Genomic DNA, 26,283 nt, shown 5'->3' with positions numbered 1-26,283 from the left:
TGCTTAAACTAGGGGGCGCACGGGACGTGCGCAATGGCCAGCCACCCCTGCACCATGGGGAGTTGGAGCAACCAGGGGGTCTTCATGGACGAACCGGCCGAGATCGGCCGCAGGGTTCAGCGCATGCGCGCCGAACGCGGGCTGACACAAAGGGCATTGGCGCAGCCCTCGTACACCTCCGCCTACATCTCGACCCTGGAGTCGGGCAAGGTCCGGCCCTCCGAGACGGCACTGCGCTTCCTCGCCAAGCGGCTCGGCACCTCGTACGAGGAGCTCGCCACCGGGCGCCCCGCCCACCTGGCCACCGAGCTGCGCCTCGGCCTCACCGACGCCCAGCAGACGCTGGCCACGGGGGCCGCCGCCGAGGCGGCCGTACGCTACCGGCAGCTGCTGGCGGACGCGGAACGGCTCGGCCTCGACGCCGAACGGGCGGAGGCGCTGCTCGGGCTCGGCGACTGCGCGCTGGAAGCGGGGGAACTGCCGGACGCCATCGGCCACTTCGAGACGGCCGAGCGGCTGCTGGCCGACGAGCCGCTCCCCCGCCGGGCCCGCCCGATCCGCGGCCGGGCCGTAGCGCACCTGCTCGCCGGGGAGCTCCGCTACGCCTGCTACCTGCTCGAATCCGCCATCGACGAGCTGAACGCGAGCGGGCTGGCCGATCCGGAGGCGCTGGTGCTGCTGTACGCCGCCGTGATCGGCCCGTACATCGACATGGGCGCCCACGCCCGGGCCGCGCACGCGGCCGAGCTGGCCCTGGCGCTGGCTCCGCAGGTGGCCGATCCGGCGCTGGTGGCGGGGATGCACCGGCAGGTGGCGCGTACGTTCCTCGCCGCGGGGCGGCCGGCGGACGCCGACGCCTCCCTCGCCAAGGCACAGGCGATCTACCGGCAGCTGCGGCTGCGGACCGATCTGGCGCACTGCCACTGGATGCGCGGCTACGTACAGGCGCAGAACGGCGATCTGGTGGCGGCGGAGGCGGAGTTGCGCACGGCGCGGGACATCCTCGCGGCCCGGCGGGCCGCCCTGTACACGGCGCAGGTCGAGGTGGAACTAGCCGACGTACTGCGCCGGCTGGGCCGCTGCGAGGAGGCCGCCGAGCTGCTCTCCGGGCTGCTGGAACTGGGCGACAGCCACGGGGCCGTGCACGCGGGCGGGGCGCACCGGCTGCTCGGGCTGATGGCCGAGGAGCGCGGGGAGACCGAGTCCGCAGAGGAGCACTACGTCCAGGCACTGACCCTGCTGGAACGCAGCGGGGCCAGCGGGGATCTGGCCGATCTGTGCCGGCTGCTGGGCGACCTGCTGCGGCGCACGGGCCGGATCGAGGCCGCGCTGGATGCGTACCGTACGGGGCTGGGCCACCGCGCGGCGCCGGGCACCACCACGCTGGGCCCGGCGCCCGCCTCACCGCTGCGGCGGTGACGCGGGCGCCGGGGCACGGCCGTGTCAGTGGTTCTCGGTGGGCCGGAGGTCGCGCGGGATCATCGTCCACGTCGTGGCCGCCGCGGCCACCGCGAGGAGGCCCGCGATGAGGAAGGCCGGCGTGATGGCGAGGGTATAGGCCTGGGAGGCCGCCTCGATCAGGCCCTTGCCCACCGTGCCGCCCAGCCGTTCGGCGATGTGGGCGGCTTCGCCCACGGACTCGCGGACGGCCGCGGCGGCCGCGCCGTCCAGGTCGAGCGCCGGCAGGTTGCCGCGGTACAGGACGGCGGCGGTGCTGCCGAGGATGGCGACGCCCATGGCCGAGCCGAGCTCGTAGCAGGTCTCCTCGATGGCGGCCGCGCTGGAGACCTCCTCCGCGGGCGCGGCCGAGATCAGCGTGACCGAGGCGACGGTGGTGGCGATGCCCGCGCCCAGGCCCATGACCGTGAGGGCCACGGCGAACGCCGGGTAGCCGAGCTCGGCGAACTGCTGGAAGGTCCAGGGCAGGGCCATGCCGGCGGCCAGGACCAGCAGTCCCGCGCCCAGAACGTGCCGGATCGCGAAGCGCTGCATCAGCGTGGGGGCCACCATCGAGGCGCAGATCAGGGCGAGCGGGGCGGGCAGCAGGCGCAGGCCCGCTTCGAGGGGGGTGTAGCCCTGGCCGTACTGGAACCACTGTGTGACGAGGAAGAGGATCGCGCCCATGCCCACCATGGGCAGGAAGATCGCGGTGGCGGCGACGCTGAAGGCGGGCTTGGTGAACAGCCGGACCTGGAGCAGCGGGTTGTCCACGCGCAGCTGGCGGCGTACGAAGACGGTCAGTGCGACGGCGGCCAGGGCGAGCAGGGCCCACGGGAGCGGATCGGCGATCCCGCTCTTGCCGAGCTGCTTGATGCCGCCCGCGAGGGCGAGCATGCCGACGATCGACTGACCGACGCCCCACCAGTCCCAGCGGCCGCTGCTGCGCGGGGATCGGGATTCGGGGAGGTAGCGCAGGCCGGCCGCGACGATGACCGCGACGACGGGGAGGTTCAGGAGGAAGGCGGAGTGCCAGCCGTAGTCCTGGACGAGGAGCCCGCCGACGACCGGGCCGAACGCCATGCCGCCGCCGAAGACGGCCGCCCAGACGGCGAGCGCGAAAGCCCGCTCCTTGGCGTCGGTGAACACGCTGCGCAGGATCGACAGGGTGGACGGCATGATCGCGGCGCCGCCGACGCCGAGGAGGGCGCGGGCCGCGATCACGTGCCAGGCCTCGGTGGAGAAGACGGCGATCAGGGAGGCGACGGAGAAGATCGCGAAGCCCGCCATGAGCAGCCGCTTGCGGCCCCAGCGGTCGCCGAGGGCGCCGGCGGTGACGAGCAGGCCGGACAGGGCGAGCGCGTAGACGTCGATGATCCACAGCTGCTGCACGGCACCGGGCTGGAGGTCGCCGACGAGGGAGGGGAAGGCCACGTTGAGGATCGTGGTGTCCATCGAGATCAGCAGCAGGCTGCCGGAAAGGATGGCGAGGACGATCCACCGGCGCGGGTCGAGTGGAGCGGTGGGGCGGCGGGCGTGCATGGGGTTCCGTTCAGGTGAGCGGGCGGGGAGGCCCACCGCTTCGCACAGCAATGAGCCTCCTTCGCCTCGAATGATACATCAATGTCTCATTCGAGGCGAAGAGTGCTCACTCCCTGGGCGCACCCGTACGCTGTTTCCGTAGCCACTGGTCCCCAGCCCCGCATTCGAAACGGAGATCCGCCGTGCCGGACAAGACCGAGGGTCCCGCTTCCGCGGCGGCACGGCACGAGCAGTGGAAGGGGAAGGGCGTCGCACTGCGCGCGTTCTTCTACATCTTCGGAACGCACGTGTTCGCCGGCTTCGTCTGGCTGCTGTTCTACCTGGGCGAGCACGCCAAGAAGTGAGGCCCGTACGGCCTTCGCGATGGCCTTCGCGATGGCCTTCGCGACGGCCTTCGCGACGGCCTGCGCGACCCCTCAGTCCTCGCCGGACCGGGCGCGTGCGCCCGACCGGGTCCGCCCCGGCGTCTGGGCGCGCCGGGGGTGCCGGCGTACGTACTCGTGCTCCAGCTCGTTCATCCGCTGCGTGTGCGTGACCAGCGCCTCGTCCGACCCGTAGAGCAGGGTCTCGTGGCGGGTCCGGTGGATGGCCTCCAGCTCCTTGAGCAGCTTGCCTTCCTCCAGGTTCGCCGCCGAAGGGCCGCCGTCATGCTCCGCCATGGCCCGTACACCTCCTCCCCTCCATCATCCCCTCCGATGCCCCTTTCGTCCCGGCCACGGCGGTTTCGGCCGCCCTTCCCCCGGACTGTGCGCCGTGGCGCTGCGGCTACCCTTGCGCCATGACGATGCGAGCGGCCGTCCATGTGAATGTGGATGCGATGATCGAGGACCTCAGGACACTCGTCGAGATCGAGTCCCCCTCGCGGGACCTCGACGCGCTGGGGGTATCGGCCAAAACCGTCGCCGCCGTCATCGAGAACCGCCTCGGCGGGGAGGCCGTCCTCATCGAGAGCGAGACCGGACCGCACGTCCACTGGTCGGGCGGCGGCGAGCCCCGGGTGCTGATCCTCGGCCACCACGACACGGTGTTCCCGCTCGGGACCCTCGAACGCCGCCCGTTCGCGGTCGAGGACGGGCGCGCGACCGGCCCCGGGGTCTTCGACATGCTCGGTGGTCTGGTGCAGGCCGTCCACGGGCTCGCGCTGCTCGACGACCTGTCGGGCGTCGAGATCCTGGTGACCGCCGACGAGGAGATCGGCTCCCCCTCCTCCCGGGCCCTCATCGAGGAACGCGCCCTCGCCTGCGGCGCGGTGCTGGTGTTCGAAGGCGCTGCCGACGGCGGCGCCCTGAAGACCGGGCGCAAGGGCTGCGGCTCGTTCCACGTCTCCGTCGCGGGCCGGGCCTCGCACGCCGGCCTCGAACCCGAGGCCGGGGTCAACGCCCTGATCGAGGCGGCACACCTCGTACTGGACATCGCGGCGTTCGGCCGGCCCGAGATCGGTACGACCGTCACCCCGACCGTGGCCTCCGCGGGAGGGGTGGACAACGTCGTTCCCGCCGAGGCGACCGTCACCGCCGACGTACGGGTCGAATCGGCCCGCGAACAGGCACGCATCGAGTCCGCGTTCGCGGCGCTCGCCCCGCACCTCGAAGACGCGGAGATCTCGGTCCACGGGTCCATCGGCCGGCCCCCGATGCCGGAGTCGGCGTCGGCCGATCTCTTCGCGGTGGCCCAGCGGCTGCTCCCCGGCCTCGAAGGCCGGTCGGTCGGCGGCGGCAGCGACGGCAACTTCACGGCGGCGGTGGGAGTGCCGACCCTCGACGGCCTCGGTGCGGTCGGCGGCGGCGCCCACGCCGACCACGAGTACGTGGTGGTCGAGGCCATGGCCGAGCGGGCGAACCTCGTCGCCGGACTGGTGCGGGCGATCCGGAACACCCGGGAGAGCGCGAGCGCGTAGCACCTGCGCACCCGGCCTGCCGGGACCACCCCCGTCCGGCCCGTTCCGTCAGCGGAGCGCCGGGAAGAGCCGGTCGAGGTGGTGGCGGAGCACCGACGCGGCCGATTCCTGCGTGCGCTGGCCCACGAGGATGCTGGTGCCGAGCCCTGCCGACATCGCCAGCAGGCTGATCGCCTCCGTGCGCGGATCCGTGTCCGGCGGGGCCGGTTTCGCGCCGACCGCCTGCTGGAGGAGCGCCGTCAGGGCGTCCTCGGCCGCGTTCGGGTTGTCGATGAACGGCAGGGCGGCGAGCGCCTCGTCCGTCAGCGCGAGCGCCGCGTACGAGGTGTACACGATGTGGAAGGTCCGGCTCACCTCGTCCGTGGGCAGTGACTCCATCAGCAGTGCCTCGATCATCGCGCGCGGCCCCGGGTTCTGCCCCACCGCCCGCAGCCGCTCCGCGACCCGGGCGCCGAGGCCGGCGGCCAGGTGCTCGAGCCCGTACATGAGCAGGTTCTCCTTGGTCTGGAAGTAGTACTGGCCGAGGCGCAGCGAAACCCCGGCCTCCGCGGCCACGTCCCGCATGCCCACCGCGCGCAGTCCGCGCCGCCCGGCGACGCGGACCAGCGCCTCCGCGATCTGACCGGAGCGGCGCTGCTGGCCGCGGCCCTCGCCGTGCTCGTCCATGCGCTGGCCGGCGTACCCGCCCACGGCTGGGCCGCGCCGCAGACGCTGCTCGGGCTCTGCGGGGCCGCCGCCCTCGCGGCCGTGCTCGTACGGTACGAACGGCGGGCCGCGCAGCCCCTCGTACCGGCCGCCGTGGCGCGGTCCCGGCCGGTCGTGGCCTCGATGGCGCTGCTGCTGGCCGTCTCCGGCGGCATGTTCGGGGCGCTGTTCGCGGCGACCTTCCTGCTCCAGGACGTACGGGGGCTCGACCCGCTCGCCACCGGCCTGCTGGTGCTCCCGCTGACCGGCTGCATGGTCGCGGGCGCGCCGCTGGCGGGCCTGGCGCTGCGCCGGTACGGGCCGCGCCGGACCGCGCTCGCCGGTACTGGGCTGGTCGTCCTCGGGGTCGGCGGGCTGGGTGCCGCGGCGGGCCCGGCGGTCATGGCGGCCTTCGCGGTGCTGGGCGCCGGGTTCGCCGCGGTCATGGTGACCGCCACCGGCACGGTGGTCGGCGACGCCCCGGCCGGGTACGCGGGGGTCGTCGGCGGGCTCAAGCAGACGGCGATGAACGTCGGTCCGACCCTGGGCATCGCCGTCGCGGCGGGCGGGGGCGCCGGCGCCGGGGCCGCGCCGACCGCGCTGTTCGCCCTGGCGGCGCTGGCGGCCGTGGGACTGCTGCCGGCGTCACTGCTGCCGCGCGGCGCGGGCCGTGCAGCTGCGGGCCACGTCGTCGGCGAAGACGCGGGCCAGCGGGGACAGGGCCGCCCAGCGGCGGACCGCCCAGCCGACCGGGAGCGGCGGCAGGGCCGGGACCGGGACGAGGCGCAGCGGGCCCTCTGATCCGGGGACCCGCCAGCCGGGCAGGGCGGGCACGAGGGCATGGCCGAGGCCCAGTTCGGCCAGGAGCAGGGCGGTGTCCCAGTCGGCCACGCTGGTGTCGGACCGTATCCGGATGCCGGATTGCGCGAAGGCGGCGTCGAGGTGGGCGCGGGAGGCGGAGCTCTCGGGGAGCCGGATGTGGCGGATGCCGGTGAGGTCGGCCGGCTCGATGCGGGGCCGGGCGGCGAGGGGGTCGTCGGCGCAGACCGCGAGCACCCACGGCAGCTCCATCACCGGGCGCTGCTCGATGCCGCGCACGGGCCGGCCGATGGTGATCCAGGCGAGGTCCAGGTCGTCGGCGGCGAGCGCGTCGAAGCAGCTGCGGCTGGAGTTCTCGGTCTGGAACTCCAGGCTGACCTGCGGGTGGCGGCGCCGGAAGCCGACGACGGCCTCGGACATGAAATGCCGTACGGTCGTCGCGCCCGTGGTGATGCGCACCGATCCGCTGTCGCCGCGGACGAGTTCGTCGAGGCGGCGCAGGGCTCCGTCGAGCCCGGCGATGCCGTCGGCGGCGGCCGTCTGGAGGATGCGCCCGGCCTCGGTGGGGACGACGCCGCGGGCGTGTCGCTCCAGCAGCTCGGTGCCGGTCTGCTTTTCGAGGCGGCGGACGTGCTGGCTGACGGCCGACTGCGTACAGCCGAGGTCGCGGGCGACGGCGCTGAGACTGCCGGCCCGGCAGACGGCCACGAAGACGCGGAGATCGTCGAGAGTCACGGGGCCCACGCTACTCCAAGCTGTGGCTTGGGTCTTGATAGGGAATCAGAGGATTGACTTGCATCTGCGGGTGGACAACGATCAATCCAGGGCCCCGGGCGGCAACCCGTCCCCGCTCGCGCCACGGTCCGGACCCCGGCGCGAGCGGGGACGGGTGTCGACCCACCCACCTGACCGGGGCACGCGGGAGAGGACCACGCCCATGCCGGCACCCACACAGGCCGAGCGCCGGAAGACGCGCGCCCTCGCACTGCTGCTCGAACTCGGCGCCGGGCAGCTGGAGCACCCCGGTGGCACCCTGCTGGCGCATCTGGAACGCGTACACGCGCGGCTCGGGGCATGGGGAGCCCGGCCGGCGCTCCGGCTCGCGGGCCTGAGCCACGCGTTCTACGGGACGGACGGCTTCGCCGCCGCCCTGCTGCCGGTCGCCCGGCGGGCCGAACTGACCGCGGTGATCGGGGCCGAGGCCGAGGAGATCGTCTACTTCTACGCCAGTTGCGACCGCGCGGCCTCCTATCCGACGCTCGCCTCCGACATACCCGGCGGCGCCGACGCCGACGCCGACGCCGCCGACAACGAGGCGGTGTCGTCGGTGGCGCCGGCGTTCCGCGACCGGTTCACCGGCCACGTCCACTCCCCCGACCTCCAGTCCCGGCGCGACTTCGCCGAGTTGTCCGCGGCGAACGAGCTGGACCTCGCCCGGGTCGACCCGGCGTTCCGCGCGGCCCACGGGCCGGGCCTCCTCGCCCTGTTCACCCGGCTGCGGGGGCTGCTGACCGAGCCGGCCCGGCGGGAGTGCCAGGCCGTGCTCGGCGGCGGCGCGCTCTGACGACCGGCGCCGTCAGGGCGTGAAGGTCCAGCGTTGCGCGGGGCCTCCGTCGCAGGCCCCGCGGGTGAGCTTGGTGCCGTTCGCGGTGCCCGCGCCGACCGGTGCCAGGCACTGGCCGAGCGTACGGAGGTTGCCGTCCGGCCCCGGCTGCCAGTTCTGGCCGGCGGCTCCGCTGCACGTCTGAACGGTGACCGCGGTGGCGTTCGTACCGTCGAGGCAGACCCCGCCCAGGCCGGTGACCCGGCCGTCGGCCGTCAGGCTCCACCGCTGGTTGGGGCCGCCGTGGCAGGTGTACAGGGTGGGTTCGGTGCCCGGTGCGGTGGCGCTGTACGGCAGGTCCGCACAGCGGGCCGAGGCCGCGCCCACGAGGGTGGCGCCGGCCGGGAGCGGGGCGGCCCGCCCGGTCAGGCTGATCTCGGCGGCGCTGGTCCAGGGGCCGCGGCCGCCGGCTTCGGTCAGGGCCCGCAGGCGCAGGTAGCGTCCCGTCTTCGCGGACAGGGAGACGGACTTGGCCGCGGCGGTGTCGGCGAAGGTGCCGGTCGCCACCGGTGAGCCCCAGTCGGTGGTGCTGTCGGAGACGTACACCTCGTAGCCGCCGATCCGGCCGTTGACGCCGCCGTCCTGGCGGGGCAGGTAGCCGAGGCCGTCGACCGCGTAGCGCGCGCCGAGGTCGATGCGGATCTCGTGCGGCAGCGCGGCCGGGGTGCCCGAGGACCAGGCGGTGTGCCAGAGCGTGGCCGGGTTGCCGTCGAAGGCGTTCTTGGCCGCCCCGTCCTCGGCGGCGGTCTCCTGGCTGTCGGCGGAGACCAGGGTCCAGGCGGACTGCGGGACAGGGGCGGAGGTCGCCGGGATCGGGTCGGCCGCCGGGACGGAGGTGCCGGCAACAGTGATGCCGAACGCTCCCGATTTCGTACCGGACTTGACCCACAGGATGCCGCCGCGGTCGGCGGGGTCGAAGAACCAGCCGGACGCGGCCGCGTCGTACGCGGCCTTGGACGTGTGGCGGGCCAGGGCGGTGCCGTCAGCGGCGACCGCGCCCGGGGCGGAGGCCACGTGGAGGCTGAACTCGTAGCCCCGGGCGGCCGGTTTGCCGGTGTAGCTGCCGGTGGGGGCGCCGACGGAGACGGTCACCGTGCCGGAGCCCGCGGCCGGGGCCGTGACGTCCACCTGCTGGCGGGCGTACGCGCCGGACTCGTGGGCGCGGGTGAGCCCGTCGTCCTCGTAGAGGCTGAAGGAGGAGTTCCCGCGCGGGTGGATGTCGTAGGTGAGGGTGGAGACGGGCTTCTCGCCCGTGTAGTTCATCTGCGGCCACATCGGCACGATCGCGCCGCCCTTGACGAACAGCGGCAGGGTGTCGAGCGGCGCCTGGTAGTTGTTCAGCCAGCCCGGTCCCGCGTACGTCTTCCCGCTCCAGTAGTCCGTCCAGGTCCCGGCGGGCAGGTAGATGCCGTCGCGGACGGAGGTGTCGGAGACGACCGGCGCGACGAGGAAGGAATCGCCGGCCATGAACTGTCCGCTGGTGAGGTTCCCGCGGGCCACCGGGTCGTCCGGGTACTCCAGGACCATGGCGCGGGTGCTCGGCACACCGCTTTCGTGCGCGGTGCGGCTCATGGTGTACAGGTACGGCATCAGCCGCATCTTGAGCTGGAGGTACTTGCGGTTGATGGAGAGGTACGGCTCGGTGAAGCGCCAGGGCTGCTTGTCCTGGTAGCCGGCGGCCGGGTTGGTCGCGCCCCAGCCCGACATGGTCATGAAGGCGGGGGTGAAGGCCTTCCACTGGAGGTCGCGGGTGTAGGTCTTGGGGCTGCCGCCGAAGATGCCGTCGACGTCGCCGGAGGCGTAGTTGAGGGCGGACAGGCCCGCGCCGGCGATGGCGGGCACGTGCCAGCGCATGTCGTCCCAGGTGCCGTTGGTGTCTCCGGTCCAGACGACTGCGTTGCGCTGGGTGCCGGCCCAGCCGTCGACGGTCCAGACGTAGCGGCGGGCGTCGGAGTTCTTCTCGATGCCGTCGACGGCCTGCTGGACGCCGGTGAAGGCGGTCTTGTAACCGCCGCCGATCCAGGCGACGTCCGTCTTCACGCCGCGGGTGCCGGCCGTACCGACCTCGTCGGCGATGGAGCCGAGGCCGGTGGAGGTCCACAGTCCGGTCTGGAAGCCCTTGGCCTTCAGGGCGTCGACGGTCGATTTGAGCGGCGCGGTGTAGCCGCAGCCGTAGCCGTCGTTGGGCAGGAACCAGCCCGAGGGCATGTCGGCGGCGCGGGCATCGGAGGCGTATCCGACCACGTCGGGGGTGGTCTGGTGGCGCAGGCGGTTGTGGTCACCCTGGTATGCGGGGTTGGAGGCGTTGAAACAGTCGGCGTTGCCCAGTTCCAGGCCCCACATCGGTGCCATGAACGGCTTGCCGCTCACATCGGTATAGCCGTCGAGTACGGATTTCAGCGATTCGCCGGTGAAGTACCAGGCGTCGAAGCGCTTCTCGTCGTGGGTGAGGGTGGTGGGGGCGTTGAAACCGTACGAGCCGGGGGCCCAGGTGTTGCGCATGACGCCGTAGCCATTGGTGGACATGTAGAAGGGGGCCGGGCTGGCGTTGTTGTTCTCGCGCCACTTGTTGTCGACGGCCACGGGGACGGTCTTGCCGCGCAGCGCCCATTCGCCGAGGCGCAGGCCGGTTCCGTAGAACTGCTCGTCGGTGCCGCGGGCCAGGTACTGGGTGGTCTGGGTGCCGGTCCAGGAGGTGGGCTGGGTCTCCTGCCAGACAAGGGTGGCGTTGTCGGCGCGGTAGACGGAGAACTGCAGGGGCGTCTTGTTGACGCGGATGTTCAGAGCGCCAGTGGTGATGCGGTAGTACGCGCCCGCGTCGGTGGAGGAGGCGTCGACGGGGCCGAAGTCGGTGGTGGGGGCGAGGTCGGAGCCGGCCGGGTCGTTGGTGAAGGCGCCGTCGGGCGAGAGCCAGAGCCGGAAGATGTCGGCGCGGGCGACGACCACACGGGCCTTCGCGCCGGCGGAGGTGCTGACGGTGAAGGTGTTCCCGGACCGGGTGAGGCCGGTGGCGTTGCCCGCCGTGGCGGGGGCCGGGGCGGCAGCGGCCGCCCCGGTCATCGGCCCGGCGGCGGCCAGGCCGGCGACGGCGAGGGCCGCTGCGAGCAGCGCGACCAGGGGCGCCCGCTGCCGCTTGGCCCTCTTGCGCATGCGGGTGGGGATGTGGGTGGGGATGGGGCTGTGCGTGCGCCTGGGGATGCGGATGAGTCTCATGGGGCAGCTCCTCGTGCGGTCCGGATTGCGGACACACCGCTTTGGCATGCGCCTGGCAAGATAGCGGTCCACGGAGATCACTTGAAGGATGCTGCTCGAAATCGTCTCCAATCAAGCATCTTTGAGCATGCGTCAGCCGGATCGTGAGCCAGGGGTGGCGTGTCGTTTCTGCCGTGAACCGGGCTGCCAGATCGGGTGACCGTACGGCCGATGCCCTTCCGGCCGGACGAGCCCGACCGCTACGAAGCCGTGCCGTGACCATGAATCGGAAGAACCGCGTCCTGGCCGCGCTCGACATGGCCGTCCTGCCCCTGCTCATGACCTCCGTCCCGGCCCACGGGGCTCAGGCCGCGGCGCTGCCTCCGGGCGGGCCGGCCAAGCTCGTGAACAGGAACTCCTCGAAGTGCGCCGACGTCGAGGGGTGGTCCAAGGACGACGGGGGCAACGTCCCCCAGTGGAGCTGCAGGCTGGACAACGACTCGAACCAGAAGTGGACGTTCCGCCGCACGGCCGACGGGTACCGGAACGTCGTCAACCAGAACAGCGGCAAGCGCCTCGACGTCCAGGGCTCTTCGTACAACGACGGAGCCCACCTCCACCAGCGGACCTGCCCGGACTACGGCAGCCAGAAGTGGGAGCTCCAGTACACGACCACCGAGTACTTCAAGCTGGTCAGCGCGTACAGCGGGAAGTGCATGGACGTGGAGGGCCCGTCACGAGACGACGGTGCGCAGATCCACCAGTGGACCTGTCGGAACAAGGACGGCAACAGCCAGCAGTGGCGGTTCTTCACCGCGACCTGAAGGGTGTTGCAGAAGGCTGGGTGTAGGCAGATCTGCGTGCTGGCTGACCTGCTGTTTCACCGTGCCATGGCGAGGTTGTGCATGGTGGCGACGGCGTGGACGGCGTGTGGAGGCCGTCTCCTTTCTGGCGGCAGTCGCGGAGGATCTTCCAGTTCCCTTCCTGACCGCGCAGCAGGGGCCGTCCGGCCCTTCTGCGGTGCGGGACGATCAGGCCGGTGCCCAGGTAGGCGCCGTCCACGATCCACAACCGCTCGACAACGGCGACCGGCCGCGGCGCCGGCTCCAGTGCGCGCAGCGGACGGAGGCGTTGGATGTCCCGGCAGACCGTGGCCGGGGAGATCCCGAACAGCGGGCCGGGCTGCCGCATCGTTGGGTTCGCGCGGTAGTACACCGCCACCAGTGGCACTCGGTCTGCAAGCGGCGGACACCACGGCCGGCCACCACCGGGCACGCTCCACCTTCACCTTCACCTTCACCTTCACCAGCTTCGCGAACCGGTCCATCCGCAAGCCCGTGAACGTCTCCACCCACACCGGCTCAGCCCGCAACACCCCACCCATAAAGGCGAAATGCCCAAGACCGAGCCTTCCGCAACACCCTTCAGTCGCACGCCAGGACATCGATGACCCCGTGCAGCTCTTCCAGCGTCAGCAGCGGCAACCGTTCTTCGTCGCACATACCCGCGCCCCTGAGGGCAGCAGCGTAAGGCGGATCAGCGCGGCGTGTTCGGCTCTATGGATAGCGCCAGAACGAGGGGTCATGGACGCCGTGAAGGCGCGGCAACGTCCGTTCGCTCATCGGCTCGGCCACGTCGAACGCGCCAGCTCCACACCGTGTGTCCCAGGAGAGCCACGGCGGCGACGCATGCTGCGACGCGAATGACGTTCCAGGTCATGGCGAAAACTGGACCCTGCGAGTCCGCCTCTGCATTCAATCGCTGAGTGGCCTCGAAGAAGGCGATCAATGGAACAAGCAGGCGGAACGGAAGGCCACCAAATCCGGGAATTCGCGCTACGTTCCCCACGAGCCCCAAAGGCGCACCAAACACAAAAGCTGCTATTCCCCACACGAGAATTTGCCCCTCGCTGGAGGAATGACCGGGGGCGCCCACCTCCATTTCGTCCGGAATAGAGGTAACAGGTTTCATTCCAGGCAGAATGACGGGGTTCATATCCTTAAAGAGATAGTACGTGACTACGCCGATAGCCAACCCCAAAGACGCCAGCAACACGGCTTCGATTCTCGATCGGCGGAAATATCCCACCAAGAATGCGTAACAGGCCCACGGCCAGCCACTAGAGAAAACGATACCCGCGGCGACGCAAACGGGATTATCAAATTTCCCGGAAATTGGGCCCACCAGGCCAAGAAGCAAACCCGCCCCGAGAGACACGACGACCGGCACGACGCGAGCACGTATAAAGCGTATGATTTCACTTCCCCGTTCAGCGAGTAAGTCCGAGTTGGAGGTGGCGCCACTCCGAGGCTGCCCGGGCAACCGAACAGCCCCGAGAGGCGCACCAACCTACCGCACCCTCCGCGGAGTTATCGCGTGGTGCGGGCATCAGAACCTAGTCGACGCTGTAGTAGGTAGAGCAGGTGTAGGCGAAACCCGCAGTGATGTGCGCCTGAGAGACGTCTCCGGCGTCGGCCCAAGCGCGGTTCGTACCACCCGCCATCTTCACCGTGGACGTGTGCCCCTTATCCAACTGATAGTAATTCGAGTAGCAGTACTTCCTTAATTCCCCGGTGCCGATTTGTGTCGTGTACCAGCCGTAACACCAGGTGCCGCCACTGGACGGGCTGACGCACGCCTCCGACAACGGGCGAACAGAGTTCGCCGAAGCTTCTTCTAACTTGAACGTCACCACACCCCATTCAGAGGGGTTGCCCAGCTCTGCGGGCGGCTGGGTGCCGTCCCCGCGATGGTGGACGGTGACAGTGGCTCCGGAGGCGCTGGCGGTTGAAGGTGCGTCCGCGGTGGCCGGCGCCGCGAAGCCCAGAGCCGCAATGGTTGCGCCCGCGATGGAGAAAAGAACGGACCTACCGGCGATCTTCACGAAATCCCCTCCCTGATTCCCCTGTTGGGAACGGGAGAGATTCTTCCGTAGGTCCGCACCGAGGTGCGCCTCAACCGGCTCAGCGAGTTCTACGCCACCTACAAGGCCGGGGGCGTCGTCGGGTTCGGCCCCGGCGCCGATGCCCTGACCGCGACCTTCGACGCCATCAAGGAGACGGCCCAGGAAATGAAGGCCAACGGCCTGGCCCGGCAGGGCGATGCCCGCGTGGAGTACGACCTGCTGCGCAAGGCGAAGATCTCGTTGCGGTTCGGCACGTTCAACCACTGCATGTTCGGCGAGCACAATCTGGCGGGAGCCAAGTGCATGGAGAACACCATCGTCCCGCCCGGGCACCGCGGGCCGCTGATCGACCGGTGCCTGCCCGGCCGGGGCGCGAACAGCATCATCGGGGTGGAACACGTGAAGTTCTACCGGTCCGAGAAGGGCAGTCTGGAGCGGCAGCTGGAGACCAAGAAGACGGCGCCCTGCCGCCGGGCTCCTTGCAGCAACAGGTGCTGGGGGTCGAGAACGTGATCGCGAAGGTGGAGGGATGAGCGCGTCACCGGCCACTGAGAAGGCCCTGCGCGAGGCGATGGCCCGCCTGATCGCGGGGAAGCCGCGGACCACCGACGGCAAGCTGACCAAGGAAATCCTCTGCCGTGAGGCCGGGATCAGCCGGGCCACGATGAACCGGGCCCCCGAGATCACGGCCGAGTGGGACGCCTACGTCGTAACGCACGGCCGCCGGACCCGGGGCGAGACCCAGCGGGACACCGAGATCACCGAGCTGACCCGCAAGGTCAAGGCGAAGACCGCCGAGTGCACCGAGCTGAACCGCCGTCTGGACGCCGCCGCCACAGTGATCGCAGCCCTCCAGCACGACAACGAAGCCCTGCACGAACATTTGGACGCCCGCTGGAGGCAATGTGCTGCCTCTGTCCGCGCGGCGCCGGGAAATGCACGACCCGCCGTAATCCGCATGCCGGCCCCCGCCAGGCGCCCTCAGCGTGGAGCGGCGCAGCGCAGCCGCGCCGTGGCGTGGCTGCGCCCGGGACCACAACGCCCGGGTGGCCCCAGCGCTCTGGGTCGCTGGGGCCACAAAGGTTGGGGTCAGCTGTGGGTGTTGAAGAAGTGGACGTCCTTGTTGGCCCAGGAGCCGGTTGGCCAGCCGGTTGCGGAGGACCAGCTGGCGACGGAGTTGTTGAAGTGTCCGTTGTCGGCGGTGTTGCCGGTGTTTTTGGCGGTCCAGGTGAACATGCGGGAGGTGCCGGTGCCGTAGCCGTACATGACGCCGAGGTCGTCGCGTCCGTCGCCGTTGTAGTCGCCGGCGACCACTTGGGGCATGGAGTCGTACCAGTAGTTGCCGGCAGGTGTGGACCAGGCGGAGTAGGGAGCCTGGAAGGTTCCGGTGGTGGTGCCGAGGCTGATGAAGGTGTTCAGGCTGTCGCTGCCGCTGCTGTAGTCGTACCAGGCGGCGATGTCGTCCTTGCCGTCACCGTTGAAGTCGCCGGCTTGGATGTGGGCCTGGTTCCAGTTGCCCCAGGTGGTGCTGGTCCACGACGTGCTGGCGTAGGCGAAGCCGCCGGTGGGGCTGGTGAGGAAGGTGTGCATTTTGACGGTGTTCATATCGCCGTAGCCGTAGAAGGCCGCCAGGTCGTCACGTCCGTCGCCGTTGAAGTCACCGATGGCGAGTTTTGCCTGCTTCAGTTCCCAGTTCCCGGGCGCGGCCGTCCAGGAGGCGAAGGGTTCGTTGAAGCCGCCTTGGGGGTTGGCGGTGAAGGTGAACAGGGTGTCGTGGCCGTCGGTGTAGTCGTACCAGGCAGCCAGGTCGTCGCGGCCGTCGCCGTTGAAGTCCCCGGACTGCAGCGAAACCTGACTGAACCACCAGCTGCCTGCCGCCCGGTACCAGGAGGGCACGGGCGCATTGAAGCCGCCGCTGGCGTTGCCGAGCGCGGTGAACAGCCGCAGGCTGCCGTTGTCGTAGCCGTAAAGGATGGCGACGTCGCCGCGTCCGTCGCCGTTGTAGTCGCCAGTGGCGTACTTCATGTTCGCCGCCCAGGCGCTGCCCGCGGGTGCGGTGTAGCCCTTGTAGGGGGCGGGGAAGGTGCCGTCGGAGTTGGCTTGGAACGAGTACAGCTCGTAGCTGCCATCGGGGTGGCTGTAGAGGGCGGCCATGTCGCTGCGGCCGTCGCCGTTGTAGTCGTGCCGGACGTGGGTGCCGCTGGACCACAGGGACCCGCCCTTGACGTTGTACACGATCAGGTTGCCGCGGTCCTGCAGCAGGGCATATCCGCCGGGCGCGTTGGTTTTCGATTCCCAGGCCTTGGTGCTGCCGTCGGCCTTGTAGACCACCAGGTTGCCGTCGGCTTGCATGACGGCCTTGGCGCCGGTGTTGCCTCCGGTGTTGGTGGACCAGATGAAGGTTCCGGGCAGGGAGGAGGCGTTGGTGATGACCAGGTTGCCGTCGGGCTGCATGGTCAGCTTCGCCGAGCGGGAGGTGAAGGTCTCGCCGGAGGTGAGCGTGGTGCCCGAGGGGATGCGCGATCCGCCGGTGATGCCGTCGATGGGGAAGTTGGTTCCGAAGCCGGTGAAGTCTGCTGCCGTCTTCTCGCCGGGCCAGCAGGTCATGGTGTTGTCGGTCTTGCGGGCCCACAGGTCGGGGATGCCGTCGCCGGTGACGTCACCGCTCGAGCCGATGGCGGGGAAGGCGGCCGCGGTGACACCGCCACCGACTTGCACGCGGCTTGCGGTGTTGCCCCAGGTGGTGGGGTCGAGCTTGCCGTCGGAGCCTTGCTTGCCGTAGGTGCGGAAGATGTCGCCTGTGGTGTTGTTGCGCAGCCACAGGTCGGCGATGCCGTCACCGTTGAGGTCGCCGGGTGCGACAACGGTGAAGAGGTTCCAGTCGTTGCCGCCGACCAGGCCCGGGGCACCGAACTTGTCCAGGGTTTTGCTGGTGCGGTCGCCGTAGTAGGCCCACAGCAGACTGCCCTGCTTGACCAGGATGTCGGGTGTGCTGTCGCCGTTGAGGTCTCCGGGGGCGATGATCTGGTCGGCGTCACGCCAGTGGTCGTCGCTGGTGGCGCATCCGTCGGGATTTTCATCGTTGCCGGGTCCGGCGATGGGACAGGCGACGGTGAGTTGTTGTTGGCCGCCGTCGGTGCCGGTGGTGGTAGCGGTGCCGGAGCCGTTGTTGGGGTAGACCCACAGCTTTTTGATGTTGTCTGCGGGGTCGTACTGCAGGGTGAGGAGGTCGTTGTAGCCGTCCTGGCCCCAGTCGCCGCGGGAGACGGCCTGGGCGCCATCGAAGGACTGACCGCCATTGGTGGCGGAGGAGAACTGTTTGTTGCCCTGGCCGGCGTAGGTGAGCAGGGTGCCGTTGGAGTCGACGTTCCAGATGTCGTTGTTACCGTCGCCGTTGAGGTCTCCTGGGATGTCGCGGGCAGTGGAGCGGCCGGCGTAGTAGGTGTAGATGGCGGTGTCGGAGCGGTTGCCGGCCTTGTCGATGCTGAAGGCGTAGGCGAAGTGCGGTCCGTAGCCGGGCGGGGTGACTTGCACGGTCGCGGTGGCCCCGGCGGTGACGTTGGTGTAGTTCACCTGGGGGTCGTAGTCGGTGTACCAGCCGTACTGGACGGCGTCCGTGACGCCGTTGGCGGCGAGGGTGAAGTCGGCTTTGGTGCGGGCCTTGCCGGTGCCGGCGGCGGGCCATCCGTTGTCACCGTTGGGGAAGGCGATGGAGTTGATGACGGGGGGTTTGGCGGGCCGGGTGCGGTCGAGGGAGAACTTGCAGGCCGTGGTCCAGGCGGAGTATTCGCCCTGGTTGTCCTTGGCGCGGACCTTCCAGGTGTAGTCGCCGGTGGGGGTGTTCGCCTCGGGCAGGGCCAGGGTGGCGACGCGGCCCTTCAGCGCCGGAACGGACTGGTCCACGACGGCCGTGACGGTGCCGGCCTTGTACAGCTGGAACTGGGCGGTGAGGTTGCCGGCGTCTGGGTCGTCGATGGTGGCATGCACGGTGACCTGGGTGTTGCCGATCAGGCCGCCGGTGGCGCAGTCGGTCTTGGGGTTGGTGCCCAGGCTGTAGGGGGTTTTGGGCGGGTGGTTGTACTTGGTTTCCAGGACGGCGGTCTTGGGGTCGAACTTCTTCCACGCGTAGGTGTCGGTCTCATCGGAGGCGTACATGCCCAGGGTGATGCTGGACCAGTTGTGGGCCGCGGCTTCCTTGACCTTGGTGGTGGCGTCGAACTCCAGGTTGCCTGCCGGGCAGGTGCTGTCGCTGCCGTTGCTGTCGCGCCAGCCCTTGGCGTCGTTGACGGTGTAGAGCTTGGCGATCTTGGCGGGCTGGTTGTTCCAGGTGGTCTTCTTCGAGATGGGGCCGGTCTGCCACAGCTCGACGGGTCGGCTGCCACAGGACCAGGACCACACGTTCTTGATCCGGAACGTCGAGGAGATGACGCCGGCGCCCTTGATGTTGGCGGTGTCCATCTGGAAGAAGGAGCGGGACAGGCCGTTGGTGTCGTTCTCGTGCCCGACGCGGGCGACCTCGTTGGAGTTCCAGAACGCCGTGTTCGGGTAATTGCGGTACGCGCGCGACCAGTTCTGGCGGTTGCCCCACGCCCAGGAAGGGTCGATGAACACCGGATACTGCGTGCCGGATCCGGTCAGCAGGGCCTGGTCAGGGGTGATCGACAGGGTGTCGCCGCTGACCGAGGCCGGCATCTGGGCATCGTTGGCGCCCGGTGCGGGCTCGAACACATCGCCCGGCGGCGGAGCGGCTTCCTGCGTTGCGACATTGGCGCTGAGGGTGCTCTTGGCTGCCGCGGGGGTGCTGACGGCGCTGGTGGAGTCCCACATCAGCGGCGCGGAGCTGGTGAACACACTCTGCCCGGCGGGGTTGACCGCGGAGATGGCCCCGGTGCCGGCATCGGTGGAGACCGCCAGGCCCGAGGTGGCCATCTTGTAGTTCAAGGTGCCCAGTTGGGGATTGCCGGCGGCCGCGGCGGTTTTGATGACCAGCAGCTGGGAGAAGCCCTCGACCTCGGCCTTGAGCTGCATGTCGACGCCCGGCAGAACCTCGGCGTACGTGGCGACGTTCGCAGCCAGTGTCGGCTTGGGCAGCGCGGTGGGCCACGATAACGTCAGCGTGCGGCCGTCCTTGACGCCGGACAGCAACGGGCCGGTGCCACCGCCGGAGAAGGTGACGGCCACCGTGGCGGCCTTGGGAACCACACTGCCGTCGGATGCGAACACCAGGGTGGGGTCGGTCTCCACCCACGCACCGGCCCGAAAGAGCCGGACGGGGGAGCCGTAGCGCTTGACGGAGAACGTCCCGTCCACGTTCGCCCACTCATCCGACAACTCCGTACGCGCCGAGACAACCTCAGCAGGCTGGCCGGTGGACGCCGCCAGCGCCAGCGCCTGATCCTCCTCGGAGACCGAACCATCATCGGCCGCCGTGGCCGCCGTGGCCGCTTTGGCCGCCGTGGCCGCTTTGGCGGAGGCCGGCAGGACGGCAGCGGACCCCGGGGCGGCGGCAGCGGACACCGGCACCAGAAAGCCGGTCACCGCGACACTCCCCGCCGCCGCCACCGCTATCGACCGCACCAAGCTCCGCCTGGGCGGGCCGCTGCGCATTCTCGCAGTCATCAATACGTCCTTTGATTGTAGAAAATGCTGGACGAGACTCTATAGGGCATCGCATTGGAATAGACGCCTCCGCTTTTCTGTGACTGGACCGGCCGCTTGGCGGCGCCCGAAGCGGTGCTCTTTAGCCACGGGCGTTGGGCGTTTTGGGGGACTGCATGTCGGTTTGAACTACCTCTCCACACCGCCCTGACCTGCGTAAATACGCGGATAGCCCATCGTTGACGTAATGGTTCTCGATAGGCTGCAATCGTTGAAACATCCACATTCGAGTATCCCCGGATTTAATGTGTGGGATGAAAGTAATCATGTGCACGGTTGTCGCGCCCTGCTACTGTTCCCCAGCTAATTGCCGGACGGGCGAGGGGTGGGGCGTGATCAGATTCGGTCTGCGCGGTTTAGCGGTGTCACTGACAGTCGCCGTGGTGATGGGGGTGGTCCCGGTAGCGGCGGTGGCCGCCGCTCCGAGAGGGCCGTCTCTACCGGGGATGCAGCAGCCGAAGGCGGTGCCGGTGACGCCGGTTGCCGCCGGGGGCGCCAAGCGCAAGGACGACGCTGCCGCGCATGCCTGGAAGGGCACCCCGAAGGTGAACTGGCCCGCGGCGGGTTCGGCCGAGGTGGACCTGGCTGCCCCGCCCTCGCCGGTTCTGAGTAAGAGTGGCAGCCCGTTGCTGGCGGCGTTGGCGCCGCAGCAGGCCGGGTCCTTGCCCGTAACACTTCTGCCCGGTCCTGCATCAGCGCGCACGGCCACTGCCGGCGGACCGGCGAGATTCCGGGTGACGGTTGCCGGTCATCCGCAGGCGGACAAGGCCGGCGTGGACGGTCTGTTGCTGTCGGTCGCCCGGAGCGGCGGCGTTCCCGCGCCCGGTCCGGTTCAGGTGCAGGTCGACTACTCCGCCTTCCGCGGTGCTTACGGCGGTGACTGGGCGGCGCGTCTGCACCTGGTCCAATTGCCCGCCTGCGCACTGACCACTCCGGGCAAGGCCGAGTGCCGGATCGCCCGTCCGCTCGTCACGACCAACAACACCAAGTCCGGGACGGTGACCGCCCAGGTCACAGCCGCCTCGGACACGGAGCCGAACACGGAGCCGAACGCGGCGCGTTCGACTGCGGGCGCGTCGCAAGCCACGGTGCTGGCCGTCACCTCCAGCGCCTCGGGTGGCTCGGGCACTTACAAGGCTACGCCTCTGCAGCCGTCAGGGTCATGGACAGGGGGCGGCTCGTCAGGGGCGTTCACCTGGTCGTATCCCCTGACGGTTCCTGCGGTGCCGGGTGGGCTGCAGCCGTCGGTGTCGCTGGGCTACAACTCGCAGAGCGTGGACGGCAAAACCGCCGCGTCCAACAACCAGCCGGGCTGGCTGGGCGACGGCTGGTCCTATGAACCGGGCTTCATTGAGCGCCGCTACAAGGCCTGCGACGACGACAAGACCGGCGGCACGAACGCGACCAAGGTCGGCGACCAGTGCTGGTTCAACGACAACGCCACCCTGTCGCTGGGCGGCAAGAGCACCGAGCTGGTGCATGACGCGGCCACGGGCTGGCATGCGGCCGACGACTCCGGCGAGAAGATCGAGAAGCTCACCGGCGCGGTCAACGGGGACAATGACGGCGAGCACTGGAAGGTCACCACGACCGACGGTACCCAGTACTTCTTCGGCCTCAACCGCTTGCCCGGCTGGAAGGACGACACCACTCCGGTGACGAACTCCGCCTGGACGGTGCCGGTGTTCGGCAACCAGGCGGGCGAGCCGTGCTACAACGCCTCCTTCGCCTCCGCCTGGTGCCAGCAGGCCTGGCGCTGGCAACTGGACTACGTCGTCGACCCGCATGCCAACGCCATGGCGTACTACTGGAAGACCGAGTCCAACAACTACGCCCGGAACTTCTCGGAGATCACCGGCAAGGGCACCGCCACGCCCTATATCCGCGGCGGCTACCTCGATCACATCGACTACGGCCTGCGCACCACCAGCGTCTACGCGGCCAAGGCCATGGGCCAGGTTGCCTTCGGGGTGGACGAACGCTGCCTCACCTCGTGCGGCACCTTCGATGCCACCAACGCCAAGAACTGGCCCGACACGCCCTTCGACCAGTACTGCAAGGACGGAGCGCAGTGCACGGGCCAGTCCTCGCCCACCTTCTGGACCCGTAAGCGGCTGACCACCATCACCACCAGGATCCTGACAGCGGGTGCCAGCAAGGACGTGGACTCCTGGTCCCTCGCGCAGGACTTCCCCGCCTCCGGTGACGGCATCTCTACCCCGCTGTGGCTCAAGTCCATCACCCGCACCGGCAAGGACGGCGGCAGTGTCACGCTCCCGCCGGTGACCTTCGCAGGTGAACAGCTGGCCAACCGCGTCGACAAACTGGGCGACGGCCTGGCGCCGTTCGTCCGGCTGCGCGTTTACCAGATCACCACCGAGACCGGGGCCACGGTCGGGGTCACCTACTCCGAGCCCGGCTGCACTGCTACCAGTCTCCCATCTGCGGACGCGTCGAACACCACCTCCTGCTATCCGGTGAAGTGGGCCTTCGAAGGGACCACCGCGCAGGTGGACTGGTTCAATGCCTACACCGCCCAGCAGGTCGTGGAGGGTGACAACATCGCGCTCTCTCCCGACAAGGTGACCTCCTACAAGTATCTGGGCGGCGCCGCGTGGGCGAAGTCCACCGACGAGTTCACCAAGGACACCGACCGCACCTACTCCGTGTCCCGTGGATACGGCCTGGTGCAAACCCGCACGGGATCCGGCGCTGACCCGCGCACTCTGACCGAGACGCGGTACTTCCGCGGCATCGACGGCGCGGCGGTCCAGGACTCCGCAGGCACCGCGGTCACCGACCGGGAGCAGTTCACGGGCATGGTCCGCGAGAGTGCCACGTACAACGGGGACGACACCGGCAAGCTCGTCTCCGCGACGTCCTCCACCCCCTGGCGCTCGGCCGCCACCGCCACCCGCGCGCGCACTGGCCTGCCCGACCTGACCGCCTACCAGACGGGCACCTCCGACGAGCAGACCCGTACCACCGTCAGCGGCGGCACCCGCGCCACCGCTCTGCACCGGGAGTTCGACGCCTACGGCATGACCAGTTCTCTTTCCGAGACCGGCGACACCGCCAAGACCGGCGACGAGAAATGCACCACCACCAGCTACGCCCGCAACACCGGCCTGTGGCTCCTCAACAAGGTCTCGCGGACCGAGACCGTTGCGGTGCCCTGCGGCACCGCTCCTTCCCGGCCCAAGGACGTCATCAGCGACACCCGCACCTCCTACGACAACGGCGCCTTCGGCGCCGCACCGTCCAAGGGTGATGTCACGCGTACCGACAAGATCAACGGCAAGGGCGACGGCTACGACACCGTCTCCACCGTTCCCGCCACCAGCACCTGCGGGGTGGCCAAAACTCTGCCCTGCTACGACGTTTACGGCAGAGCCCTGGCCGCGGCGGATGCCTACGGGAAGATCACCAGCACGGATTTCGTCCCGGCCACCGGCGAGGCGCCGACTCAGCTCACCGTCACCAACCCCCTGGGGCACAAGACCGCTACCGCGCTGGACCCGTTGCGCGGCCTGCCCACGTCGGAGACCGACGCCAACAGCCGCGTGACCACCACCCAATACGACGCGCTGGGCCGCACCGTAAAGATCTGGACGCCCGCACGTTCCGCCGCCACGTACCCCGACACCCCCAGCCGCACCTTCGACTACCAGGTGCGCAATGACGGCCCGATCGTGGTGACGTCCGCCGTACTGAACTACAGGAACTCCTATCAGACGTCCTACGCGTTCTACGACGGCTTGCTACGGGCCCGCCAGACCCAGGCGCCCTCTCCTGACGATGCCGGGCGGCTCGTGACCGAGACGTTCTATGACACCCGCGGACAGGCCTGGCGCAACTCGGGCACCTACTACGCGGACGGCCACGCCGAAGCCGTGCTGGTGACCGGCCAGCAGACCGCGTACCCCGCCTCCACCGACACGCTGTTCGACGGCGCGGGCCGCACCACCGACGTCATCGCGAAGAAATTCGGCGACGAAACCAAACGGACCACCACCAGCTACACCGGCGACACCACCACCGTCATCCCGCCGACCGGCGGCACGGCGAAGACCACCTTCACCGATGCTCTGGGCCGCACCACGCAGCTGAAGGAGTACACCAACTCCGCCCGCACTACCTCGCAGTCCATGACATACACGTTCAACGACCACGCCCAGCTGGCACAGGTCAAGGACCCCTCAGGGGCACAGTGGACCTACGGCTACGACGTAGCCGGACGCCAGACCCGCGCCGACGACCCGGACAAGGGCACCTCCACCACCGCCTACGACGCCGGTGACCGGGCAACGGACGTGACCGACTCCCGCGGCATCACCCTGCACACCGACTACGACGACCTGGGCCGGAAAACCGCTCTCAAGCAGGGAGCGACCACTTTGTCCGGGTGGACCTACGACACCGCCACCGGCGGTCTGGGTCAGCCCGCCACCTCCACGCGCTACGTCAACGGCGAGGCATACACCAGCGCGGTCACTTACTACACCACCCTGTACAAGCAGGGCATCAACCAGGTCACGATCCCGGCCGGCGCGGGAGCTCTGGCGGGCACGTACAAGTGGACGACCAGCTACTACCCCACGGGAGAGGTCAAGTCCGTTTCCCAGCCGGCCCTGGGCGACCTGCCGGAAGAGGACTTCACCCCCCTGTACACCAACAACTCGGCGCTGCCCGTCACCTTGGCCGCGGGTACCGACCCGATCGTCTCCGACACCTCCTACGACCACTACGGCCGCAGCTTCCGCGAGGTATACGGCGCATTCGGCAAGAAGGCCTACGCGAGCTACAAGTACGACGAACACACCAACGCCCTCACCGAGCAGTTCGCCGATCAGGACGCCGGTACGACCCTGCGCCGCCTGGACGACACCAAGTACGCCTACGACAACGCCGGTAACGTGACCTCCATATCCACCACCACCGGCCAGGACGCCGCCGCGGTCACCGACACCCAGTGCTTCATCACGGACGCACTGCGCCGTATCACCGAGGCCTGGACCGCCACCGACCAGTGCGCCATCACCCCGGCCACGGGCGCTGCGGCCACCGTCGGAGGGCCGGACGCTTACTGGACGTCCTACGGTTACGACCCGGTCGGCAACCGCACCACCGAAACCCAGCACCAGACCGCCACCGACCCCGCTGCCGACACCATCCGCAGGTACCAGGCCGCTCCGGCCGGCACACACAACCTGCCCGGCGTCACCGTCAACGGCACCAGCGCCGACAGCTACACCTACGACGCCGCCGGCAACACCAAAACCCGCACGGTCGGCACCGCGGCCCAGCAGGACCTGACCTGGGACCCCGAAGGCCACCTGGCCAAGCTCACCCAAGGCCCCGCGGTCACCGACTACACCTACGACGCCGGCGGTCAGCGGCTGCTCCGCAAGGACTCCACCGGCACCACGCTCTACCTGCCCGGCGGCAACGAACTGCTTCTCAAGCCCGACGGAACCACCAAAACCGCCACCCGCTACTACACCTACGGTGGCAAGACGGTCGCCATGCGCACCGCCCACGGAATCGCCTTCCTCATGGGCGACGCACACGGAACGGCCACTACCCAGATCGACGCCGCCACCCAGGTGGTGACCCGGCGCAAGACCAGCATCTTCGGTGGTGAACGTGGCACCGCACCCACCGGCTGGAACGGCGACAAGGGCTTCGTCGGCGGCACCAAAGACGACAACGGCCTCACCCACCTGGGCGCCCGCGAATACGATCCAACCATCGGCCGCTTCATCAGCGTCGACCCGCTGATGGACACATCGGACCCCCAGCAATTGGACGGCTACAGCTACGCCAACAACAACCCCGCCACGATGATGGACCCCGACGGCCTGCGGCCGGTCATCACCGACGGCAATGACTCGGCGTACCTACGAGAGCACAACGCGCAATGGCTGTACGACTCCAAGAAGGGCTGGGGCTACGCCGAAACCCAACAGTACGGCCGCGCGGAAAACGGTCTCAGCAAGACCACGGTCTACGGCTGGGGAGACTCAAGTCAGTACACCTACTACTCGGCCACGGCTGAGCGGCCCAAGGTCTGGGCCTCTGACGAGGGATACAAGCCGAAACCGAAGCCTCAACCTTGGTACAAAAAGGCACTGAACACGACCACTTCTATAATCTCGACCGGAGCGGACGCAGTCGGCAATCACTTCTCCAAGCATTGGAGAGACTACGCCGGGAATGGGGTGCTGCTGATCGGCGCGCTCGGCGCAATCGCGTGCATCGCGTCCATGGTTTGCGGAGCCATTGCTGCAGCAGCTATTGGCGCCGCTGCTGCGGGTGGATCCTATGCCGCATTCAATGCGGGAACAAAGAATTGGGACACTTCCTCGTTCGCCATCGCTACGGGATTTGGCGCGGTCATGGGTGGGCTCGGCGGAAGCGAGCGTGTAGGGGCAGCTGTTGCCGCGCGCTTTTCTTATGCCCGAATGGGTCGATCTGTCCAACGCATTGAGGAGACGGTAAAGCGGATGCGGGATCTGGGAGAATGAGTAGAGGCACACTGTTCTG

General features: G+C 69.3%; 15 protein-coding genes and 2 pseudogenes. 8 read left to right on the top strand and 9 right to left on the bottom strand.

Annotated elements, in window-relative coordinates; genetic code table 11:
* The first annotated feature begins 84 nt into the window (after positions 1 to 84).
* Positions 85 to 1,419: a tetratricopeptide repeat protein gene (locus tag ACIQU4_RS06980; RefSeq protein ID WP_403726848.1), complete on the top strand. Its 1,335-nt coding sequence runs from the start codon at positions 85 to 87 to the stop codon at positions 1,417 to 1,419.
* A 24-nt stretch (positions 1,420 to 1,443) separates the two neighbouring features.
* On the opposite strand, the gene ACIQU4_RS06975 is transcribed toward ACIQU4_RS06980, so the two are convergent.
* Positions 1,444 to 2,979: an MFS transporter gene (locus tag ACIQU4_RS06975; RefSeq protein WP_403726846.1), complete on the bottom strand. Its 1,536-nt coding sequence runs from the start codon at positions 2,977 to 2,979 to the stop codon at positions 1,444 to 1,446.
* A gap of 182 nt (positions 2,980 to 3,161) precedes the next feature.
* Between ACIQU4_RS06975 and ACIQU4_RS06970 the strand changes: the two genes are divergently transcribed.
* Positions 3,162 to 3,323, top strand: a complete 162-nt coding sequence (locus ACIQU4_RS06970; RefSeq protein WP_403726843.1) for a DUF6126 family protein — start codon at positions 3,162 to 3,164, stop codon at positions 3,321 to 3,323.
* A gap of 72 nt (positions 3,324 to 3,395) precedes the next feature.
* Here the strand turns inward: ACIQU4_RS06970 and ACIQU4_RS06965 are convergent, their stop codons facing one another.
* A complete protein-coding gene (locus ACIQU4_RS06965) occupies positions 3,396 to 3,638 on the bottom strand; it encodes a DUF6158 family protein (protein ID WP_134069153.1) in 243 nt (80 codons plus the stop codon).
* Positions 3,639 to 3,757: 119 nt separating this feature from the next.
* Between ACIQU4_RS06965 and ACIQU4_RS06960 the strand changes: the two genes are divergently transcribed.
* On the top strand, positions 3,758 to 4,876 hold the full coding sequence (locus ACIQU4_RS06960) for a M20 family metallopeptidase (protein ID WP_403726840.1): 1,119 nt from the start codon (positions 3,758 to 3,760) through the stop codon (positions 4,874 to 4,876).
* A gap of 48 nt (positions 4,877 to 4,924) precedes the next feature.
* Here ACIQU4_RS06960 and ACIQU4_RS06955 read toward each other — a convergent pair whose 3' ends face one another.
* Complete coding sequence (locus ACIQU4_RS06955; RefSeq protein ID WP_403726837.1) at positions 4,925 to 5,542, bottom strand: TetR/AcrR family transcriptional regulator; 618 nt, start codon at positions 5,540 to 5,542, stop codon at positions 4,925 to 4,927.
* Between ACIQU4_RS06955 and ACIQU4_RS06950 the strand changes: the two are divergent.
* Positions 5,468 to 6,244 (top strand): annotated as a pseudogene (locus ACIQU4_RS06950) (MFS transporter); the annotation flags it as partial. The gene ACIQU4_RS06955 and the pseudogene ACIQU4_RS06950 overlap by 75 nt on opposite strands.
* Here ACIQU4_RS06950 and ACIQU4_RS06945 read toward each other — a convergent pair.
* Positions 6,206 to 7,114, bottom strand: coding sequence for a LysR family transcriptional regulator (locus ACIQU4_RS06945; protein ID WP_403726834.1), 909 nt, complete (start codon positions 7,112 to 7,114; stop codon positions 6,206 to 6,208). The pseudogene ACIQU4_RS06950 and the gene ACIQU4_RS06945 sit on opposite strands and share 39 nt — an antisense overlap.
* Positions 7,115 to 7,316: 202 nt before the next feature.
* Between ACIQU4_RS06945 and ACIQU4_RS06940 the strand changes: the two genes are divergently transcribed.
* Positions 7,317 to 7,943, top strand: coding sequence for a DUF6817 domain-containing protein (locus ACIQU4_RS06940; protein ID WP_403726832.1), 627 nt, complete (start codon positions 7,317 to 7,319; stop codon positions 7,941 to 7,943).
* Positions 7,944 to 7,955: 12 nt separating this feature from the next.
* On the opposite strand, the gene ACIQU4_RS06935 is transcribed toward ACIQU4_RS06940, so the two are convergent.
* Positions 7,956 to 11,195, bottom strand: coding sequence for a TIM-barrel domain-containing protein (locus ACIQU4_RS06935; RefSeq protein ID WP_403726829.1), 3,240 nt, complete (start codon positions 11,193 to 11,195; stop codon positions 7,956 to 7,958).
* Positions 11,196 to 11,455: 260 nt separating this feature from the next.
* On the opposite strand from ACIQU4_RS06935, the gene ACIQU4_RS06930 reads away from it, so the two are divergent.
* A complete protein-coding gene (locus tag ACIQU4_RS06930; RefSeq protein WP_403727713.1) occupies positions 11,456 to 11,998 on the top strand; it encodes an RICIN domain-containing protein in 543 nt (180 codons plus the stop codon).
* Positions 11,999 to 12,054: 56 nt separating this feature from the next.
* Here the strand turns inward: ACIQU4_RS06930 and ACIQU4_RS06925 are convergent.
* From ACIQU4_RS06925 to ACIQU4_RS06915, 3 genes and pseudogenes are all read right to left on the bottom strand, one after another.
* Positions 12,055 to 12,558: pseudogene (locus tag ACIQU4_RS06925) on the bottom strand (transposase family protein).
* Between the two features lie 197 nt (positions 12,559 to 12,755).
* Positions 12,756 to 13,229 (bottom strand): hypothetical protein, encoded by a 474-nt coding sequence (locus ACIQU4_RS06920; RefSeq protein ID WP_403726826.1) that lies wholly within the window; start codon positions 13,227 to 13,229, stop codon positions 12,756 to 12,758.
* Between the two features lie 340 nt (positions 13,230 to 13,569).
* A complete protein-coding gene (locus tag ACIQU4_RS06915) occupies positions 13,570 to 14,058 on the bottom strand; it encodes a lactococcin 972 family bacteriocin (RefSeq protein ID WP_403726823.1) in 489 nt (162 codons plus the stop codon).
* A 63-nt stretch (positions 14,059 to 14,121) separates the two neighbouring features.
* Between ACIQU4_RS06915 and ACIQU4_RS06910 the strand changes: the two genes are divergently transcribed.
* Complete coding sequence (locus tag ACIQU4_RS06910; RefSeq protein WP_403726821.1) at positions 14,122 to 14,592, top strand: hypothetical protein; 471 nt, start codon at positions 14,122 to 14,124, stop codon at positions 14,590 to 14,592.
* A gap of 576 nt (positions 14,593 to 15,168) precedes the next feature.
* Here the strand turns inward: ACIQU4_RS06910 and ACIQU4_RS06905 are convergent.
* On the bottom strand, positions 15,169 to 19,617 hold the full coding sequence (locus ACIQU4_RS06905; RefSeq protein ID WP_403726818.1) for an FG-GAP-like repeat-containing protein: 4,449 nt from the start codon (positions 19,615 to 19,617) through the stop codon (positions 15,169 to 15,171).
* Between the two features lie 566 nt (positions 19,618 to 20,183).
* Between ACIQU4_RS06905 and ACIQU4_RS06900 the strand changes: the two genes are divergently transcribed.
* A complete protein-coding gene (locus ACIQU4_RS06900; protein ID WP_403726815.1) occupies positions 20,184 to 26,264 on the top strand; it encodes an RHS repeat domain-containing protein in 6,081 nt (2,026 codons plus the stop codon).
* Positions 26,265 to 26,283: the final 19 nt, after the last annotated feature.

The organism is Streptomyces sp. NPDC090741, from assembly GCF_044769045.1.
Classification (GTDB): Bacteria; Actinomycetota; Actinomycetes; order Streptomycetales; family Streptomycetaceae; genus Streptomyces.
Note: the sequence above shows the minus strand (reverse complement) of the source record. Positions and strands in the feature narration are given on the sequence as shown.

What these genes read in the sequence shown, in the direction of transcription:
- ACIQU4_RS06980 (WP_403726848.1), top strand. Translation starts at nt 85, where the DNA reads ATGGACGAACCGGCCGAGATCGGCCGCAGGGTTCAGCGCATGCGCGCC.
- ACIQU4_RS06975 (WP_403726846.1), bottom strand. Translation starts at nt 2,979, where the DNA reads ATGCACGCCCGCCGCCCCACCGCTCCACTCGACCCGCGCCGGTGGATC.
- ACIQU4_RS06965 (WP_134069153.1), bottom strand. Translation starts at nt 3,638, where the DNA reads ATGGCGGAGCATGACGGCGGCCCTTCGGCGGCGAACCTGGAGGAAGGC.
- ACIQU4_RS06960 (WP_403726840.1), top strand. Translation starts at nt 3,758, where the DNA reads ATGACGATGCGAGCGGCCGTCCATGTGAATGTGGATGCGATGATCGAG.
- ACIQU4_RS06955 (WP_403726837.1), bottom strand. Translation starts at nt 5,542, where the DNA reads ATGGACGAGCACGGCGAGGGCCGCGGCCAGCAGCGCCGCTCCGGTCAG.
- ACIQU4_RS06940 (WP_403726832.1), top strand. Translation starts at nt 7,317, where the DNA reads ATGCCGGCACCCACACAGGCCGAGCGCCGGAAGACGCGCGCCCTCGCA.
- ACIQU4_RS06935 (WP_403726829.1), bottom strand. Translation starts at nt 11,195, where the DNA reads ATGAGACTCATCCGCATCCCCAGGCGCACGCACAGCCCCATCCCCACC.
- ACIQU4_RS06930 (WP_403727713.1), top strand. Translation starts at nt 11,456, where the DNA reads ATGAATCGGAAGAACCGCGTCCTGGCCGCGCTCGACATGGCCGTCCTG.
- ACIQU4_RS06900 (WP_403726815.1), top strand. Translation starts at nt 20,184, where the DNA reads ATGCAGCAGCCGAAGGCGGTGCCGGTGACGCCGGTTGCCGCCGGGGGC.